At 70.8% G+C, this 14,897-nt stretch carries 18 protein-coding genes and 1 pseudogene; 6 read left to right on the forward strand and 13 right to left on the reverse strand.

The window, feature by feature from the left end; translation table 11 throughout:
• Nucleotides 1–44: 44 nt before the first annotated feature.
• Both AC1DWH_RS02230 and AC1DWH_RS02235 read left to right on the forward strand, forming a co-directional pair.
• Entirely contained in the window at nucleotides 45–665 is a 621-nt protein-coding gene (locus AC1DWH_RS02230; RefSeq protein ID WP_456843757.1) for a TetR/AcrR family transcriptional regulator, read from the forward strand.
• Nucleotides 662–2,332 carry an MDR family MFS transporter gene (locus tag AC1DWH_RS02235; protein ID WP_477092287.1) on the forward strand — a complete coding sequence of 557 codons (1,671 nt, stop codon included), beginning with the start codon at nucleotides 662–664 and terminating at the stop codon, nucleotides 2,330–2,332. Before AC1DWH_RS02230 ends, AC1DWH_RS02235 begins: the two co-directional genes overlap by 4 nt.
• A 75-nt stretch (nucleotides 2,333–2,407) precedes the next feature.
• Here the strand turns inward: AC1DWH_RS02235 and AC1DWH_RS02240 are convergent, their stop codons facing one another.
• The 9 genes and pseudogenes from AC1DWH_RS02240 to AC1DWH_RS02280 all read right to left on the reverse strand — a co-directional run bounded on the left by AC1DWH_RS02240 (nucleotide 2,408) and on the right by AC1DWH_RS02280 (nucleotide 7,886).
• Nucleotides 2,408–3,376: an aldo/keto reductase gene (locus tag AC1DWH_RS02240; protein ID WP_477092288.1), complete on the reverse strand. Its 969-nt coding sequence runs from the start codon at nucleotides 3,374–3,376 to the stop codon at nucleotides 2,408–2,410.
• Nucleotides 3,377–3,400: 24 nt separating this feature from the next.
• A complete protein-coding gene (locus AC1DWH_RS02245) occupies nucleotides 3,401–3,811 on the reverse strand; it encodes a prolyl oligopeptidase family serine peptidase (RefSeq protein WP_477092289.1) in 411 nt (136 codons plus the stop codon).
• A gap of 88 nt (nucleotides 3,812–3,899) precedes the next feature.
• A pseudogene (locus tag AC1DWH_RS02250) lies at nucleotides 3,900–4,382 on the reverse strand (alpha/beta hydrolase fold domain-containing protein); the annotation flags it as partial.
• 108 nt (nucleotides 4,383–4,490) lie between these two features.
• Nucleotides 4,491–4,796, reverse strand: coding sequence for a putative quinol monooxygenase (locus AC1DWH_RS02255; RefSeq protein ID WP_477092290.1), 306 nt, complete (start codon nucleotides 4,794–4,796; stop codon nucleotides 4,491–4,493).
• 63 nt (nucleotides 4,797–4,859) lie between these two features.
• Nucleotides 4,860–5,381 (reverse strand): GNAT family N-acetyltransferase, encoded by a 522-nt coding sequence (locus AC1DWH_RS02260; RefSeq protein ID WP_477092291.1) that lies wholly within the window; start codon nucleotides 5,379–5,381, stop codon nucleotides 4,860–4,862.
• Nucleotides 5,378–5,857 carry a nitroreductase/quinone reductase family protein gene (locus tag AC1DWH_RS02265; protein ID WP_477092292.1) on the reverse strand — a complete coding sequence of 160 codons (480 nt, stop codon included), beginning with the start codon at nucleotides 5,855–5,857 and terminating at the stop codon, nucleotides 5,378–5,380. The genes AC1DWH_RS02260 and AC1DWH_RS02265 overlap by 4 nt, the downstream gene beginning before the upstream one ends.
• A gap of 55 nt (nucleotides 5,858–5,912) precedes the next feature.
• On the reverse strand, nucleotides 5,913–6,539 hold the full coding sequence (locus tag AC1DWH_RS02270) for a cation efflux transmembrane domain-containing protein (protein ID WP_477092293.1): 627 nt from the start codon (nucleotides 6,537–6,539) through the stop codon (nucleotides 5,913–5,915).
• Between the two features lie 8 nt (nucleotides 6,540–6,547).
• The gene (locus tag AC1DWH_RS02275; protein ID WP_477092294.1) at nucleotides 6,548–7,081 is read right to left on the reverse strand and encodes a potassium channel family protein; all 534 of its coding nucleotides are present in this window, start codon (nucleotides 7,079–7,081) and stop codon (nucleotides 6,548–6,550) included.
• A 187-nt stretch (nucleotides 7,082–7,268) separates the two neighbouring features.
• On the reverse strand, nucleotides 7,269–7,886 hold the full coding sequence (locus AC1DWH_RS02280) for a TetR/AcrR family transcriptional regulator (RefSeq protein WP_477092295.1): 618 nt from the start codon (nucleotides 7,884–7,886) through the stop codon (nucleotides 7,269–7,271).
• Between the two features lie 125 nt (nucleotides 7,887–8,011).
• Here AC1DWH_RS02280 and AC1DWH_RS02285 point away from each other — a divergent pair, with 125 nt between their 5' ends.
• From AC1DWH_RS02285 to AC1DWH_RS02295, 3 genes are all read left to right on the forward strand, one after another.
• On the forward strand, nucleotides 8,012–9,562 hold the full coding sequence (locus AC1DWH_RS02285) for an MFS transporter (RefSeq protein ID WP_477092296.1): 1,551 nt from the start codon (nucleotides 8,012–8,014) through the stop codon (nucleotides 9,560–9,562).
• 77 nt (nucleotides 9,563–9,639) lie between these two features.
• Nucleotides 9,640–10,086, forward strand: a complete 447-nt coding sequence (locus AC1DWH_RS02290) for a DUF1579 family protein (RefSeq protein WP_477092297.1) — start codon at nucleotides 9,640–9,642, stop codon at nucleotides 10,084–10,086.
• Between the two features lie 23 nt (nucleotides 10,087–10,109).
• Complete coding sequence (locus AC1DWH_RS02295) at nucleotides 10,110–10,826, forward strand: flavodoxin family protein (protein WP_477092298.1); 717 nt, start codon at nucleotides 10,110–10,112, stop codon at nucleotides 10,824–10,826.
• Between the two features lie 78 nt (nucleotides 10,827–10,904).
• Here AC1DWH_RS02295 and phoA read toward each other — a convergent pair whose 3' ends face one another.
• Nucleotides 10,905–12,617 carry an alkaline phosphatase gene (phoA, locus tag AC1DWH_RS02300; RefSeq protein ID WP_477092299.1) on the reverse strand — a complete coding sequence of 571 codons (1,713 nt, stop codon included), beginning with the start codon at nucleotides 12,615–12,617 and terminating at the stop codon, nucleotides 10,905–10,907.
• 176 nt (nucleotides 12,618–12,793) lie between these two features.
• On the opposite strand from phoA, the gene AC1DWH_RS02305 reads away from it, so the two are divergent.
• Nucleotides 12,794–12,955 carry a zinc finger domain-containing protein gene (locus tag AC1DWH_RS02305; RefSeq protein ID WP_456843743.1) on the forward strand — a complete coding sequence of 54 codons (162 nt, stop codon included), beginning with the start codon at nucleotides 12,794–12,796 and terminating at the stop codon, nucleotides 12,953–12,955.
• A gap of 14 nt (nucleotides 12,956–12,969) precedes the next feature.
• Here AC1DWH_RS02305 and AC1DWH_RS02310 read toward each other — a convergent pair whose 3' ends face one another.
• From AC1DWH_RS02310 to AC1DWH_RS02320, 3 genes are all read right to left on the reverse strand, one after another.
• Nucleotides 12,970–13,176 (reverse strand): three-helix bundle dimerization domain-containing protein, encoded by a 207-nt coding sequence (locus AC1DWH_RS02310; RefSeq protein ID WP_456843742.1) that lies wholly within the window; start codon nucleotides 13,174–13,176, stop codon nucleotides 12,970–12,972.
• Nucleotides 13,177–13,319: 143 nt separating this feature from the next.
• Nucleotides 13,320–14,084 (reverse strand): ABC transporter permease, encoded by a 765-nt coding sequence (locus AC1DWH_RS02315; protein WP_477092300.1) that lies wholly within the window; start codon nucleotides 14,082–14,084, stop codon nucleotides 13,320–13,322.
• Nucleotides 14,081–14,869 carry an ABC transporter ATP-binding protein gene (locus AC1DWH_RS02320; protein WP_477092301.1) on the reverse strand — a complete coding sequence of 263 codons (789 nt, stop codon included), beginning with the start codon at nucleotides 14,867–14,869 and terminating at the stop codon, nucleotides 14,081–14,083. The genes AC1DWH_RS02315 and AC1DWH_RS02320 overlap by 4 nt, the downstream gene beginning before the upstream one ends.
• Nucleotides 14,870–14,897 lie beyond the last annotated feature (28 nt).

Genomic DNA, 14,897 nt, shown 5'->3' on the forward strand with positions numbered 1-14,897 from the left:
GACGGCACAGTGACTGAAGTTTGCAGCCGTGCAATAATGCAGTCATGCAATCAAACGAGAGCGGGCTTCGCGAGCGCAAGCGCGTCGAGACCCGGCACCGCATCGCGGACGCCGCTCTCGAGCTGACGCTCGAGCACGGCCTGGAGGGCGCAACCGTCGAGGCGATCAGCGCCGCGGCCGGTGTCTCCCCCCGCACGTTCTTCAACTACTTCGACTCGAAGGACGACGCGCTGCTCAACGCGCCCGACGCGCGGCAGATCGACCAGATGGTCGCCGCCGTCGTGGCGACCGGCGAGAGCCTGAGCCTGCGCGAGGTCGCCGTGCGCTTCTTCGTCGAGCAGATCCGCGCGAGCCTGCAGGTGGGGGCGCGTCGAGACGAGCGCCGTGCGTTGCTGCGTCGCCACCCTCACCTGTTCGCCGCCGCGTTTCGCCAGCTCGGAGACACCCAGGAGGCGTTCGCCGCCGCCCTGGTCCAGATCGCCGCCGCCCGCGCGGTCGGCACGGACCAGGACACGGCATGGGCGGACGTCGCCATCACCGCCGCGGCCGTCGCCGTGCGCGGCGCCATGAAAGAGGCGGCCACAGCGCCTGAGCCCGCCACCGCAGACCAGATCGAGGAGCGCGCGAACGCGCTCCTGACCACAGCATGGGAGAACCTCACGTGACCACGACCACCGCGGCAGCCGGACGGGCGCCGCAGACCCCCTCGCAGCCGGCGAGCGAGACGTCCCACAAGGGCGTCCTGCTGGTGTTCGCCGGCCTGCTCATCGCGATGCTTCTGGCGTCGCTCGACCAGATGATCTTCTCGACCGCACTGCCGACGATCGTCGGTGAGCTGCACGGCGTCGAGCACATGGTGTGGATCACGACGGCCTACATCCTGGCCTCCACCATCGTCATGCCGGTCTACGGCAAGCTCGGCGACCTCGTCGGCCGCAAGTGGCTGTTCGTCAGCGCGATCGCGATCTTCCTCGTCGGCTCCGTCATCGGCGGCCTCTCGCACTCCATGGGCGGCCTCATCGCGGGTCGCGCGGTCCAGGGCCTCGGCGGCGGCGGGCTCATGATCCTGGCGCTGGCGATCATCGCCGACGTGGTGCCCGCCCGTGAGCGCGGTCGGTACAGCGGGATCATGGGCGCGGTGTTCGCCGTGTCCTCGGTCGCCGGTCCCCTGCTCGGCGGGTTCTTCACCGAGGGTCCCGGCTGGCGCTGGGCGTTCTGGATGAACGTGCCGCTCGGCATCCTCGCGATCGCCTCGGCCATCAAGTTCATCCACCTGCCCAAGCGCGTCCAGGCCAAGCCTCGTCTCGACTACGCCGGCATGGTCCTCATCGCCATCGCGAGCACCTGCATCGTGCTGACCACCACCTGGGCCGGCTCCACGTACGCCTGGGCATCGCCGCAGATCATCGGCATGATCGTCGGCGCCGTCGTGGCCGGGGTCGCGTTCGTGTTCGTCGAGAGCCGCGCGGCCGAGCCGATCATGCCGCTCGCCCTGTTCCGCAACCGGAACTTCAACGTCGCCACCCTCGGCGGCCTGCTGACCGGCATCTCGATGTTCGGGGCGATGGCCTTCCTGCCGACGTACCTGCAGATGGTCACCGGCTCGAGCGCCACCGAGGCCGGCCTGCTGATGGTCCCGATGATGCTCGGCATGCTGCTGACGTCCGTGATCACCGGCATCGCGATCTCGCGCACCGGGAAGTACAAGTGGTACCCGGTCGTGGGCATGGCGCTCGTCGCCGTGGGCCTGCTGCTGCTCTCCACGATGACGCCCGGCCTGGCCGTCTGGGTCATCTGCGCGTACACCGCGATCATGGGCGTCGGGCTCGGCATGACCATGCAGAACCTCGTGCTCGTCGTGCAGAACTCGTTCTCGATGAAGGTCGTCGGCACGGCGACGTCGTCGAACAACTACTTCCGCCAGATCGGCGCGTCGGTCGGTTCCGCCGTCGTCGGGTCGCTGTTCGCGACGAACCTCGCCCACCTGCTGACCCAGCGGCTCCCGGCCTCCGGGGCGGGCGACACCGGCAGCTTCACGCCGGACCTCGTGCACAGCCTGCCCGACCAGGTGCGGGAGATCATCGTCGGCGCCTACAACGACGCCCTCACGCCGGTGTTCCTCTACATGGTTCCGCTCGCGATCCTCGCCGCCGTCGTGCTCGTGTTCATCAAGCACAAGCCGCTGGCCACGTCGATCGACCTCGAGGTCGAGCCGGTGGACGTCGACGACGCGACGTCCGGTGTCCTGAGCACCGACGCTGAGCTCGACGACGAGATCGACGCCCTCACCCGGGAGGCGCGGGACGCCGAGCTGGCGACCACCTCGTCCTGAGAACCAGAGAGAACGGCCCCGCACCGCCGGTATCGGCGGAGCGGGGCCGTTCGGCTGTCCCCCGGTCGCGATGACTCAGTGCGCGGCCCGGTAGAAGTTCCGCTCCCACCGGTGGCGCCGGATCACCCCGCGCTGCGTGTCGGTGAGCCGCCGACCGTCGCTCGTGGCGGCGTTGCGCTCGACGTTGCGCACGGTGCGCATGCCGGCGATCACGGTGGACACGGCAGGGTGGTCGAGGACGTAGCGCAGGGCGGCGTCGGGCAGCTCCTCGGCACTGATGCCCAGGTCGTCGACGAGCGCGGTGACGTGCTCCTCGACCTGCGCCGACCGATCCCCGCCGAAGTACGTGGTGCGGAAGTCGCCCTCGGGGAACGTCGACCCCGCCGTGATGCGCCCGGTCAGCCCTCCCTCGTCGAGGGCGACCCGCACGATGACCCCGACGCCGTGCTCGGCACACGCGGGAAGCAGCTGCGCCTCCGGCTGCTGGTGCCAGGCGTTGTAGATGACCTGGACGGTGTCGACCGTGCCGCTGCGGACGAGCTCGAGCGCGTTCTCGGGCTGGTAGTCGTTGACAGAGACCCCGAAGAAGCGGATCTTGCCCTCCTGGCGCAGGTCGGCGATCGTCTCGAGCCAGTCCCCCCGGCCCACCCACTCGTCGCTCCAGACGTGGAGCTGAAGGACGTCGAAGGCCTCGAGGCCGGACGCGGCGAGGCTCGTCTCGAGGCTCCGGCGGATGTGGGCGCCGGGGAACGTCTCGTCCGGGTGCACGCCGTCGGGCGCCGGCCAGATGCCGTTCTTCGGCGGGACCTTGGTGGCGACGAGCACGTCCGGGTGGTCCCGCAGGACGCTGCCGACGATGCGCTCGCTCTCGCCGTAGCCGCGCGCGGTGTCGACGAAGTTGACGCCGAGCTCGATGGCGCGGTGCAGCGCCGCGACGGACTCGTCCTCGCGCGCCCCGATCCACATCGAGGCACCGATCCCCCACGCTCCGTAGCCGATCTCGGACACCGTCAGGCCGGTGCGCCCCAGCTGGCGAAACTCCATGCGAACTCCTCGATCGGGTCGGGTCTAGCTGTCGTCGGACGCGTCTCGGTGGAGGTGGCGTCGCAAGAAGTCGTCCACGAGGTCGAGCACGTCGTCCTGCCAGAACGGCGGACCCCCGTGGTCGGCGCCCTGGAGCTGGTAGAGCTCGACGGGGCCGCCGGCCACGACGAGCGCGTCGTGGAGCAGCACGCTCTGACCGAACGGGACCAACCGGTCCTTGCTGCCGTGCACGATCAGCACCGGAGGCAGGTCCCGCCGCGGCGACAGGTGGTTCATGACCACCGTGGGCTCGACTAGGTCCGGCCGTCGCAGCACGTCGTGGCCGCCGATGAGCAGGCCCTCGGGGCTGGTCGGCGCGATGTGGTCCTGGACCGAGGGCTCCTCGTTCATGCGCGAGATGTCGGTCGGCCCGTAGTAGTCGACGACGCACCGCACTCCCAGAGTGCTCGTCGCCGACCGGCTCGTCGGAGTACTCCTGCTGCCCGTCCGTCAGCGCGGTGAGCGCGGCCGTGTGCGCCCCCGACGAGTCACCCCACAGCGCCACGCGCTCGGGGTCGAGGTGGTACTCGTCCGCGCGACTGCGCAGGAAGCCGATCGCGCTCCGCGCGTCTCGGACCTGGGCCGGAAAGCTCGCCAGCGTCGACGGCCGGTACTCGACGATCGCGACGACGTACCCGCGTCGCGCGAACTCGGCGAGGGCCGGGAGCGACAGACCGAGCGCCTGCTCCTGCCAGGCCGACCCCTGCACGAACACCACCAGCGGGAACCTCGGACCGGCGTCCGCTCCGGGCAGGTCGTCGCGCATCGGCGGCAGCAGCACCTGCAGGTGCAGGGCGCGCCCGGACTTGCGGGCGTACTCGACCCCGAGCACCGCCGAGCCGTACCGCGGCGTCGGGTCGGCGGCCAGCACCGTCATCCCCTCGCTCCGCTGGGTGCTCTCGGGGAAGTCGGTCGCCCAGGACTCACTCGCTGCCATCACGGAGGCAGCATCGGGGGCGTTCGTCATGTCATCTCTTCTCGCGGGGGACCCGAGGCTCGCTCTACCGTGCCAGCCCCGCGCCCCCACGGCACGTCGTCGTGACCTGACCTGGCGACGACGACCTCGAGGGCCCGGTCACTCGTTCCAGGTGAACCGGACGTCGAGGTTCAGGAACGTGGGAGGCCCGTCGCACAGGGCCGCCATCTGCGCCGCGAACGCATCGGTGTCCGGCCGGGCCGAGTTCTCCATCGCCGCCTCGTACGAGTCGAACTCGATGATGTTGAGATAGCGGCCGGGATCGTCCCGGTCGGCGGTGACCACCGCCCGCACCACCGCCGTGCCGCCCTCCGCCGCGCGGGCCGCCCGGTACGCGTCGCCCAACGCCTGGACCTCGTCGATCCGCGAGGTCCGGAAGTCGATGATCTGCACGAACTCTGTCATGGCGCACCTCCGTCCCCGCCCACGGTCCTCCGGCGTGGAACGTGGGACAAGCCCTGGGCATGCTCACAGCTCTCGCACGGTCAGCAGGCTGTCGCCGTGGACGGCGTCGGGCTCGACCCGGCCCGTCTCGTGGAAGCCGAGCTTCTCGAGGACGCGCCGCGAGGCGACGTTCCAGCCCCGGACGGTGGCCCACAGCCGGGGGTGGCCCGCCTGGCCCGCCCACGCGACCACGGCACCGCCCGCCTCGGTCGCGTACCCGTGGCCGTGCACCGCCCGCAGCAGCTCGAAGACGAGCTCGGGCTCGTCGGGCGACCCGTTCCCGTGGAAGACCAGCCCGCAGTACCCGATGACGTCGCCCTCGCCCTTGCGCTCCACCGCCAGGATCCCCGGCCACGGCTCGACGAGCTCGGCGCGGACCTGCGCAGCGATGTCCTCCACGGTCGGACGGCCCGCGGGGTCGATCCGCCGGTGCGACGGCACGCGCGGATCCCGCTCGGTCCACAGCCGCCGATAGACGGCGGCTTCGTCCGGTCGGCGACGCCGAAGGACGAGGCGCGCCGTCACCAGGACATCGGGAGCGATCACGAGCCCGCGGCGGGGCTCTCGCGCCGTTCGAGGAGGATCACCGGCAGCTCCCGGTCGGTCTTCTTCTGGTACGACGCGAAGCGCGGGACCGCGGTCGTGATCCTGGTCCAGGCGGCCTCGCGCTCGTCTCCGTGCAGCTCGCGGCCCGTCACCGGGACGGTCCGCCCGGCGAGGTCGATCGTCACGTGGTCCGGCTCAGCCGCGAGGTTGAAGTACCAGGCGGGGTTGTGGGTCGCGCCGGCCGCGGCGGCGATGACGATCCAGCCGTCCGGCTCGCCCGGGAACCATCCGAGCGGGCTGGCGCGCTTCTTGCCGCTCCTGCGCCCGACCGTGTTCAGCACGAGGGCGTCCATCCCCATGAACGTCGCACCGCCGCTGCGCTTCATGCGGCGCGCCGCCCGGTCGTTCATCCACCGGAAGAACCGGTTGCTGGGCTGGCGTGCGCCGCGCGTTCCGACCGGGTAGCTGAAGCTCATCAGGTCACGCTCCTTCGTGTGCGGGCGGTTCTCGGTGCAGCGGTCTGCGCCGGCCTCAGTCGATGTCCTCCCCCGCCAGCGCCTTGGCGGCCAGCCGTTCCTCCTCGGCCGTCTGCCAGACCACCTTGGCGGCGCTGAGGTTCAGCACGATGATGATCAGCCCCAGCACCAGGTCGGGCCAGCCGGACTCGGTCCACAGGGTCAGGACCCCCATCGCGATGATCGCGAGGTTCACGATCACGTCGTTGCGCGCCGAGAGGAAGGCCGCGCGGGCCATCGAGCTGTCGTGGTGACGGAACCGCGCGAGGACGAGCGCGCAGGCCAGGTTCACCACCGCCGCGCCCCCGGCGGTCAGGATCAGCGCCGCCGGGCTGGGCGGGACGGGATCGCCGAGCTTGCCGAACGCCTCCCACGCCGCCGACAGCGCGGGCACCAGGATGATGACGGCCATGACCTTGCCCGCGATCGCCTGACGGTGGAGCGACCAGCCCAGGGCGATGAAGATCAGCACGTTGATGGCGGTGTCTTCGAGGAAGTCGACGCTGTCGGCGAACAGCGACACCGATCCGATCGACAGCGCGACGGTGAACTCGACGAAGAAGTACGCCAGGTTCAGGCCGGCCACCACCAGCACGGCGCGCCGCAGCCGCGTCCGGAGGTCACCGCCGTCGTCGTCGGTCATCGGGTCGCCTAGGGCCGCGGCGCGGGCGCCTCGTCGGGCTCCCCGGGTGGCGCCGTGGACCCGGGTTGGGTGCGCTCGGCCTCGCGTCGCGCGGATCCGATGTGGACGGCCTGCGTCAGCAGCCGGACCCCGGCACCGACGAGGATCAGGTTGAGGACCATCTGGACCATGACGACGGTCCGCCCGACCTGGCTGGTGGCGTGGATGTCCCCGAAGCCGACCGTGCTGAACACGGTGAGCGTGAAGTACAGGGTGTCCGTGCGGGTGAGGCCCCCGACGTTGAAGTTGGCCGGGTCCGCCTGGGCCATCAGGTAGTAGCCCGAGGCGAACAGGACGAGGAACACCGGGAGGTACCCGGACAGAGCTACGATCGCGCGGATCGTCGGGTTCTGCGCGTTCATGATGGAGCGGATCTGCCAGGCGCCCCACGTTCCGAGCAGGAGCAGCCCGGCGACGAGCGGCACGGCGAGTGGCGTGTCCGCGAGACGGTCCATCGGCAGCGTGTAGTAGAGCACGAGCACCACGGCGGCGGTCGCGAGCACTCGCAACGTGACGAGAAGCAGAAGGCGACGGCGTTGCCGTGCCGTCGAGCTGGGTCCTTGCACCATCGCTGAACCTCCACGATCGGTGGTGTGTCGGGCGCCGGACCTGACCGGCGACGTCGTGTTCACCGGACTCTCCCACTGCCGTGCACGTCAGGTGAAACAACCACGCTGCTCGACGGGCGGCCTACCGAGCGGAGCCTGGATCGAGCAGGGCGTGGATGAGCGCCCGCACGGGATCGACCAGCCGGTCCGGCTCGGCGGACGCCAGCGGCTCCATCACCATCGACGACCGCAGGACGGCGATGCCCAGCGCGGCGCACAGCGCGAGCTGCGCGCGCAGGAGGACGTCCGGACCGGCCGGCGCGCCGCCCGCGACCTCGGCGATCCGTCCCGCATAGGTCTGCAGCGTGTCGAGGCGGATCCGCTCGGCGCGCTCGTCGCCCGAGGTGCGCAGCAGCAGCACGAGCTGGTTCGGGTGCTCGGCGCTGTACGGTCCGGCGATCTGCTCCGCCATGGCGCCGGCCACCTCGTGCAGCGTCGCCCCGGGCGCGACCGCGGTCCCCAGCTCGTCGGAGACACGCATGAGGCAGGCCTCGAACAGCCCTTCCTTGGAGTCGAAGTAGCGGCTGATGAGCGCCACGTTCACGCCGGCGTCGTCGGCGATCTCCCGGACCGTGGTGGCGGCGTACCCCTGACGGGCGAACCGGTCCCGCGCGGCGCCGAGCAGCAGCTGCCGGGTGGCGGCCGCATCCCGGCGCCGCGGTGCGGGCAGGGTGTCGTCGGCGACGTTGCCGATGCTCATGGAGCCCCTCTCGACCCGGCCAGCCTAACGTCCCGGGAGCGGTGGTAAACGAACGTTGACTTGACTGTAGCCCAGTGTGCATACTGCTAGTCAACAAACGTTTACAACTAGTCACCGGGGAACTCGTGTCGCACTCCACCGATCAGGCCGGCCTCGCTGGTGCTGCCGTCAGCGCAGGTCAGCCCGCCGCACCACGCTCCGGCACCAGGTTCCTGGTGCTCTACCTCTCCTTGGGCGGTCTCGCGTTCGCCGTCCTGCAGTCCCTCGTGGCGCCGGCGCTGCCCGTCCTCGCAGGCGACCTGAACGTCTCGACCGCGGACGCCTCCTGGATCCTCACGGCCTACCTGCTCTCGGCCTCGGTGCTGACCCCGATCCTGGGCCGCCTCGGCGACATGGTCGGCAAGCGCAAGGTCCTCATCGGCGTCCTGGCGGCCCTCGCCGCCGGCACCCTGGTCGCGGCGCTCGCCCCGACCCTCGGCGTCCTGATCATCGCCCGCGTGCTGCAGGGCTCGGCGGGCGCGATCCTGCCGCTGTCCATCGGCATGGTCCGCGACGAGCTGCCGCGCGAGAAGGTCAGCGTCACCGTCGGCCTGCTCTCGGCGATCTTCGGCGTCGGCGCCGGCGTCGGCATCGTGGCGGCCGGTCCGATCGTCGACCACCTGTCGTGGCACTGGCTGTTCTGGCTGCCCCTCGTGCTCGTCGTCATCGCGCTGGTCGGTGCGATCTTCGGCATGAAGGAGTCGCCGGTCCGCACCCCGGGTCGGCTCGACGTCCTCGGCGCCGGCGTCCTGACCGTCGGGCTCGTCTCGTTGCTGCTCGCGATCAGCAAGGGTCAGTCGTGGGGCTGGTTCGAGACCAAGACCGTCTCCCTCTTCGTGCTCGGCCTGGTCGCGCTGGTCGCCTTCGTGCTGATCGAGCTGCGGGTGAGCCAGCCGCTGATCGACATCCGACTGATGGCCAACCGCGGCGTGTGGGCGACCGACCTGGTCGCGCTGGCCCTCGGCTTCGCGATGTTCGGCACGTTCCTCCTGGTCCCGACCCTGCTCGAGCTGCCGCCCGTGACCGGGATCGGCTTCGGCAAGTCCGTCTCCGAGGCCGGGCTGTTCCTGCTGCCGACGGTCCTGATGATGATCGTGTTCGGTCCCATCTCGGGGCTGCTGGACCGGAAGTTCGGACCCAAGCTGCCCATGTTCCTCGGCACGTTCCTGGTCGTCCTCGCCTTCGCGCTGCCCGCCCTCGTGCACGACGACCTCTGGCAGGTGCTGGCCTCCGGGCTGCTCACCGGCGCCGGCATCGGCCTGGCCTTCGCGGCGATGTCCAACGCGATCATCGAGAGCGTCCCGGCGGCACAGACGGGCGAGGCCAGCAGCGTCAACGTGATCTCGCGGACCATCGGCAGCAGCATCGGCACGGCCGTCGTCGCCGCCGTCATCACGTCGCACAGCACCCCGCAGGGGATGCCGACCGACGACGCGTTCACCTACGGGTTCCTGGTGTGCGCGGCCGTGGCGGTCCTCGCCGTCCTCGCCTCCGCCGCCATGCCCTCGGCCCGCCACCGCCGCGAGAGGGCGCTCGCGGACGGCATCGACGACCTCCCGTCGGAGCCGGCCGAGATCCACGTGCCCCACCCGCACCTGCCGGGCCACGGCAAGGACGACACGCACGCCCGCGCCTGACCCCAGCGCGACCGCATCGACCGACGGCCCCCTCCGAGCCCCCCGCTCTGAGGGGGCCGTCGTCGATACAGTCAGGTATGAGCGTCGTCGAGCACCTCGCCCCCCTGGTGGGCAGCTGGCACGGCACGAACCTGCTGCGTCTGATGGCCACGGACGACTACCAGTCGTCCGCGGCGACCGCCACGGTCAGCGTCACGGCCCACCGGTTCGTCTCGATCGCCTACACGTGGTCGGACGGCGACGCAGCGCAGGACGGGCTCATCCTGCTGGGCGGGTCCCCCGACGCCGCCACGGCGGTGTGGGTGGACTCCTGGCACACCGGGCCGACGTGGATGAGCTTCTCGGGCGCCGTCGGCGACGGCGACGAGCTGCGGCTCCTCGGCTCGTACCCCGCGGAGTCCGGCCCGGACTGGGGCTGGCAGATCCACGTCCGACCCCGGGACGCCGTCCTGACGATGCACAACGTCGTGCCCGGGTCGGACCCGTACCAGGTCGTCGAGCTCGCCCTGGGTCGAGACGGCTGAGCACAGCAACCGCGGAGGAACCCATGTCCAGCGTGGCGCCCGACTTCACCGGCCTGCGGGCCACCTTCGTCAACTGCACCCTCAAGCGCAGCCCCGAGCTCAGCCACACCCAGGGGCTGGTCGACGCCAGCGCAGGCATCATGCGCAAGCACGGCGTCGAGGTCAGCGAGCTCAGGCTGATCGACCACGACGTCGCCACGGGCGTCTACCCCGACATGCGCGAGCACGGCTGGGCTACCGACGCCTGGCCCGACCTCTACCCCGGGATCCTCGCCAGCGACATCCTCGTGGTGGCCGGCCCGATCTGGCTGGGCGACAACTCCAGCGTGACCAAGCGCCTGATCGAGCGGATCTACTCGCTCTCCGGCGAGCTCAACGACAAGGGCCAGTACCTGTTCTACGGGCGGGTCGCCGGGTGCCTGATCACCGGCAACGAGGACGGCATCAAGCACTGCGCGCAGAACATCCTGTACTCGCTCCAGCACGTCGGGTACACGATCCCCCCGAACGCCGACGCGGGCTGGATCGGCGAGGCCGGGCCCGGCCCGTCTTACCTCGATCCCGGCAGCGGTGGACCCGAGAACGACTTCACCAACCGCAACACGACCTTCATGACCTGGAACCTCATGCACCTGGCCGCGATGCTCCGCGACGCCGGCGGCGTGCCCGGCTACGGCAACCAGCGTGCGGAGTGGAACGCCGGGAACCGCTTCGACTTCGAGAACCCGGAGTACCGCTGAGCCTCCTGACGGGCGCAGACGCGCCGACGCACCCGGGGACGAGCACCCCAGGTGCGTCGGCGTACCGTCCGGTCGACGTCAGTGGTTCGCGATCGTGATCCCGACCAGCTTCTCCGTCGTCTGGCCGTCGATGCCGACGGCGTCGATCTTCAGCGTGTAGGACCCGTCGGGGTAGTCACGGGTGTCCAGCACGAGCGTCGGCCGCTTGCCGGACTGCGTGCTGCCCGGCGCCTTCGTGTTGTCCGTGATCCAGGTGCCGCCCTGGTTGAGCTCGAGGTACGTGTAGCGCGGCTCCGTGTCGAGCGTGACCCGGACGGTCTGGCGACCGTGCAGCACGGCGCCCTCGGTGACGTTGACGTTCTGGACCACTGGCGCGGCGGGCGACGGCGCCGCCGGGTCGAGCCGCAGGGCGTCCCGGATGGTGAAGAACAGGTCCGTCTGGTCGGTGAGCCCGACGACGTTGCCGGCGCGGGGTCCGTAGGCGGCGACCCGCACCTGGGTGCCGGTGTGGTCCTGCGACCCACCGACGTCGGCGGTGCCGTAGGCGACCGTCATCGGCTTGCCGTCGGCCGTCAGCAGCGTGCGGGTGAGGCCCGGCGTCAGGGTGTTCGGGTACACGATCTGGCTCGAGTGCCCGTGGTCGGCGGTGACGACGACGAGCGTGTTGCCGTCCTTCTTGGCGAAGGCGAGCGCGGCCTGCACGGCCTCGTCGAGGTCGACGGTCTCGCCGATCTGACCGCACGGGTTGGCGGCGTGGTCCTGCTTGTCGATGCTGGCGCCCTCGACCTGCAGGAAGAAGCCCTTCTTGCCGCCCTGGAGCAGGTCGATCGCCTTCGAGGTCATCACCGCGAGCGTCGGCGACGTCGCGACGTACGCCGGGTTGGGGGTGCAGGTGACGGCCGGCTCGGTGCCGCCCGTGTGCGTGGCCAGCGGGCCGACCCAGCGGGTCGCCATGTTGCCGGGCGCGAACAGACCGAGGACCGGCGAGGACTGGTTCGCCTGCGTGACCCCGGCCAGTCCGGCGGCGTCGGTGACCACCTGGTAGCCGCGGTCCTTCGCCTGCTGGAGGAGGGTCTTGCCCAACCACGGTCCGGCGACGGCGGTCTCGTTGAACGAGGTGGCACCGCCACCCAGCGTGACGTCGGGGCGGTTGCCGATCAGCTGCTCCGTGATCGAGCCGAGGCCGCCGTTCTGCAGCGCGTTGGTGGGGCACTTGGCCGTCGTGGCCGTCGGCCCGTAGCAGCCGCGGTCGGTCACGTGCGAGACCAGGACCGCAGGGGTCGCGTCCTGGATCTCCGCCGTGCTGACGTCACCCGTGCGCAGGCCGTTGGCGCGGGCGATCTCCAGCAGCGTGCGCTGCGGGGTGCCGGCGACGTCCACCGAGATGGCGCCGTTGTACGTCTTGGTGCCGGTCGCCCACCCCGAGCCCGAGGCGGCGGAGTCGGTCACGTAGTCCGGCTTCCCGTCGGTCCTGTCGAGCGCGTAGGTGGTGTACTGCCCGGTCAGCGGCAGGGCGTCGATGCCCGCGAACCGGCCGGCCGCGCCGAGCGCGTAGTTGCGCGCGACCGTGATCTCCGAGTCGCCCATCCCGTCGCCGATGAGCAGGATGACGTTCTTGGCGGAGCCCCCGCGGAGCTGGTCCCGCACGGCCGCCGTCTGGTCGCCCGCGAGCCGGCGGGCGTCGCCGTTGCCCGTCAGGCTGCCCGTGGCCGCCCAGCCGCTCGCGGCGCCCAGCAGCAGCGCTCCGCTGACCACTGCCACGCCGAGCGGGCGCAGTGCTCGTGTCCTCATGGTTGTTCCCTTCAGCCTCATCCTGTGGCGACGACGTCGCGCACAGAGTCGACCGGGTGAAGGTGGCCGCCAGGTGAGGACCGGATGAGCGCGGGAGGAACAGGACGAGTCAGGCATGGCCACCAGGACGGTCGGCGACCCTGGCCCGGCGTCGAGAGATTGGGCACCATAGGCGCATGAGCACCGAGCCCGACGACGACGACGTCGCCCTGACGGTCACCTGTCCCCGCTGCGCAGCCGCCCCGGGAGAGCCGTGCCGCACGGCCGACCGCCTCCGGCGCCCCCCGCACTCGCGGCGCACCGCTGCCTACCTCGACAAGCTGGCCGCCGACCACTGAGGGCCGGCTTGACCTCACTCGGGCCCGCCGAACTCGGCGAGGAGCTCGATCGTGGCGTGCTCGACGAGGATCGGGACGAAGTCGCGGACGGTCGAGCCCGCGAAGGCGGCGAGCTGCGCGTCGACCTGCTCCCGGATGATGCTCCGGGGCAGGTTCGGGTACTTCGCGGCGATCCGGTCGACGACCTCGTCGATCGCGCGTCCTTCGTCCTCGATGGGCATGGGCGCAAGGCTGCGGCGGGCCGGGCCGCCGGTCAACGGACGCCGTCCGAACAGTGGCCGAACAGCGGGCGCCCCGCACGGAAACGGCGGAGGCCGGCCGTGCGGAGAATGTCCGCACGGCCGGCCTCGACAAGGTCCCGCGGTCAGCTGATCTTGCGCCGGTAGACCGACATCGCGAAGTAGTACGCGAGGACGAGGATGCCGACGCACCAGGCCAGCGCGACCCAGATGTCGCTGCCCACCGGCTGCCCGGAGAACAGGTTCTGGATCGTGTCGACGATCGACGTCACCGGCTGGTTCTCCGCGAAGGCGCGCACGGGGGCCGGCATCGTGTCGGTCGGGACGAACGCCGAGCTGATGAACGGCAGGAAGATCAGCGGGTAGGAGAACCCCGCGGCCCCGTCCACCGACTTCGCCGACAGGCCGGCGATGACGGCGACCCAGGTCAGCGCCAGCGTGAACAGCGCCAGGATTCCGGCCACGGCGAGCCACGCCAGCACGCCGGCGGAGGTGCGGAACCCCATGAGCAGGCCCACCAGCACGATGATCACGACCGTGATCGCGTTGGAGGCCAGCGAGGTCAGCACGTGCGCCCACAGCACGGACGGCCGCGAGATCGGCATGGAGTGGAACCGCTCGAAGATGCCGCTCTGCAGGTCCGTGAACAACCGGACGGCGGTGTAGGCGATGCCGGACGCGATCGCGATGAGCAGGATGCCCGGCAGGAGGTAGTCGACGTAGTTCTCGGTGCCGGTGTCGATCGCCCCGCCGAACACGTAGACGAACAGCACCATGATCGCGATCGGGGTGACCGCGGTCGTGATGATCGTGTCCACGCTCCGCGTGATGTGGCGCATCGAGCGGCCGGTCAGGTCGACCGTGTCGCTGACGAAGTGGGTGGCACTCATGACAGCTCCTCGCTGGTCTCGTGGGTGGCGTCGCTGCCGACGAGCGCGAGGAAGATCTCCTCGAGGGTCGGCTGCTTCTCGACGTACTCGACGGTCGCCGGCGGCAGGAGCTGCTTGAGCTCGGCCAGCGTGCCGTTCGCGATGATGCGGCCCTGGTGCAGGATCGCGATCCGGTCGGCCAGCTGCTCAGCCTCGTCGAGGTACTGCGTGGTGAGCAGGACGGTGGTGCCCTGCGTGGCCAGCTCCTTGATCACGTGCCAGACCTCGATGCGCGCCTCGGGGTCCAGACCCGTCGTCGGCTCGTCGAGGAACAGCACGGTCGGCTGCCCGATCAGGCTCATCGCGATGTCCAGCCGGCGGCGCATGCCCCCGGAGTACGTCGCGACCCGGCGGGCCCCCGCCTCGGTCAGGTTGAACCGGGCGAGCAGGTCGTCCGCCACCTGGCCCGGACCCGGCAGGTGCCGCAGCCTGGCGACGAGGACGAGGTTCTCCCGCCCCGAGAGGATCTCGTCGACCGCGGCGAACTGCCCGGTCAGGCTGATGGACTCCCGGACGCGGAGCGGGTCGGCCACGACCTCGAACCCGTTGACGGTGGCCGTCCCGGCGTCCGGCTTCAGCAGCGTCGACAGGATGCGCACCATCGTCGTCTTGCCCGCGCCGTTCGAGCCGAGGAGGGCGAAGATGCTGCCCGCCCCCACCTCGAAGTCCACGCCGCGCAGCACGTGCAGCTCCTTGTACGACTTCTCGATGCCCTGCACGCGGATCGCAGGTTGAGGGTCGGTCATGTCTCTCTCCCCTTCTGGTGGTTGCCCG

Source organism: Cellulomonas sp. P2_F12, assembly GCF_056403775.1.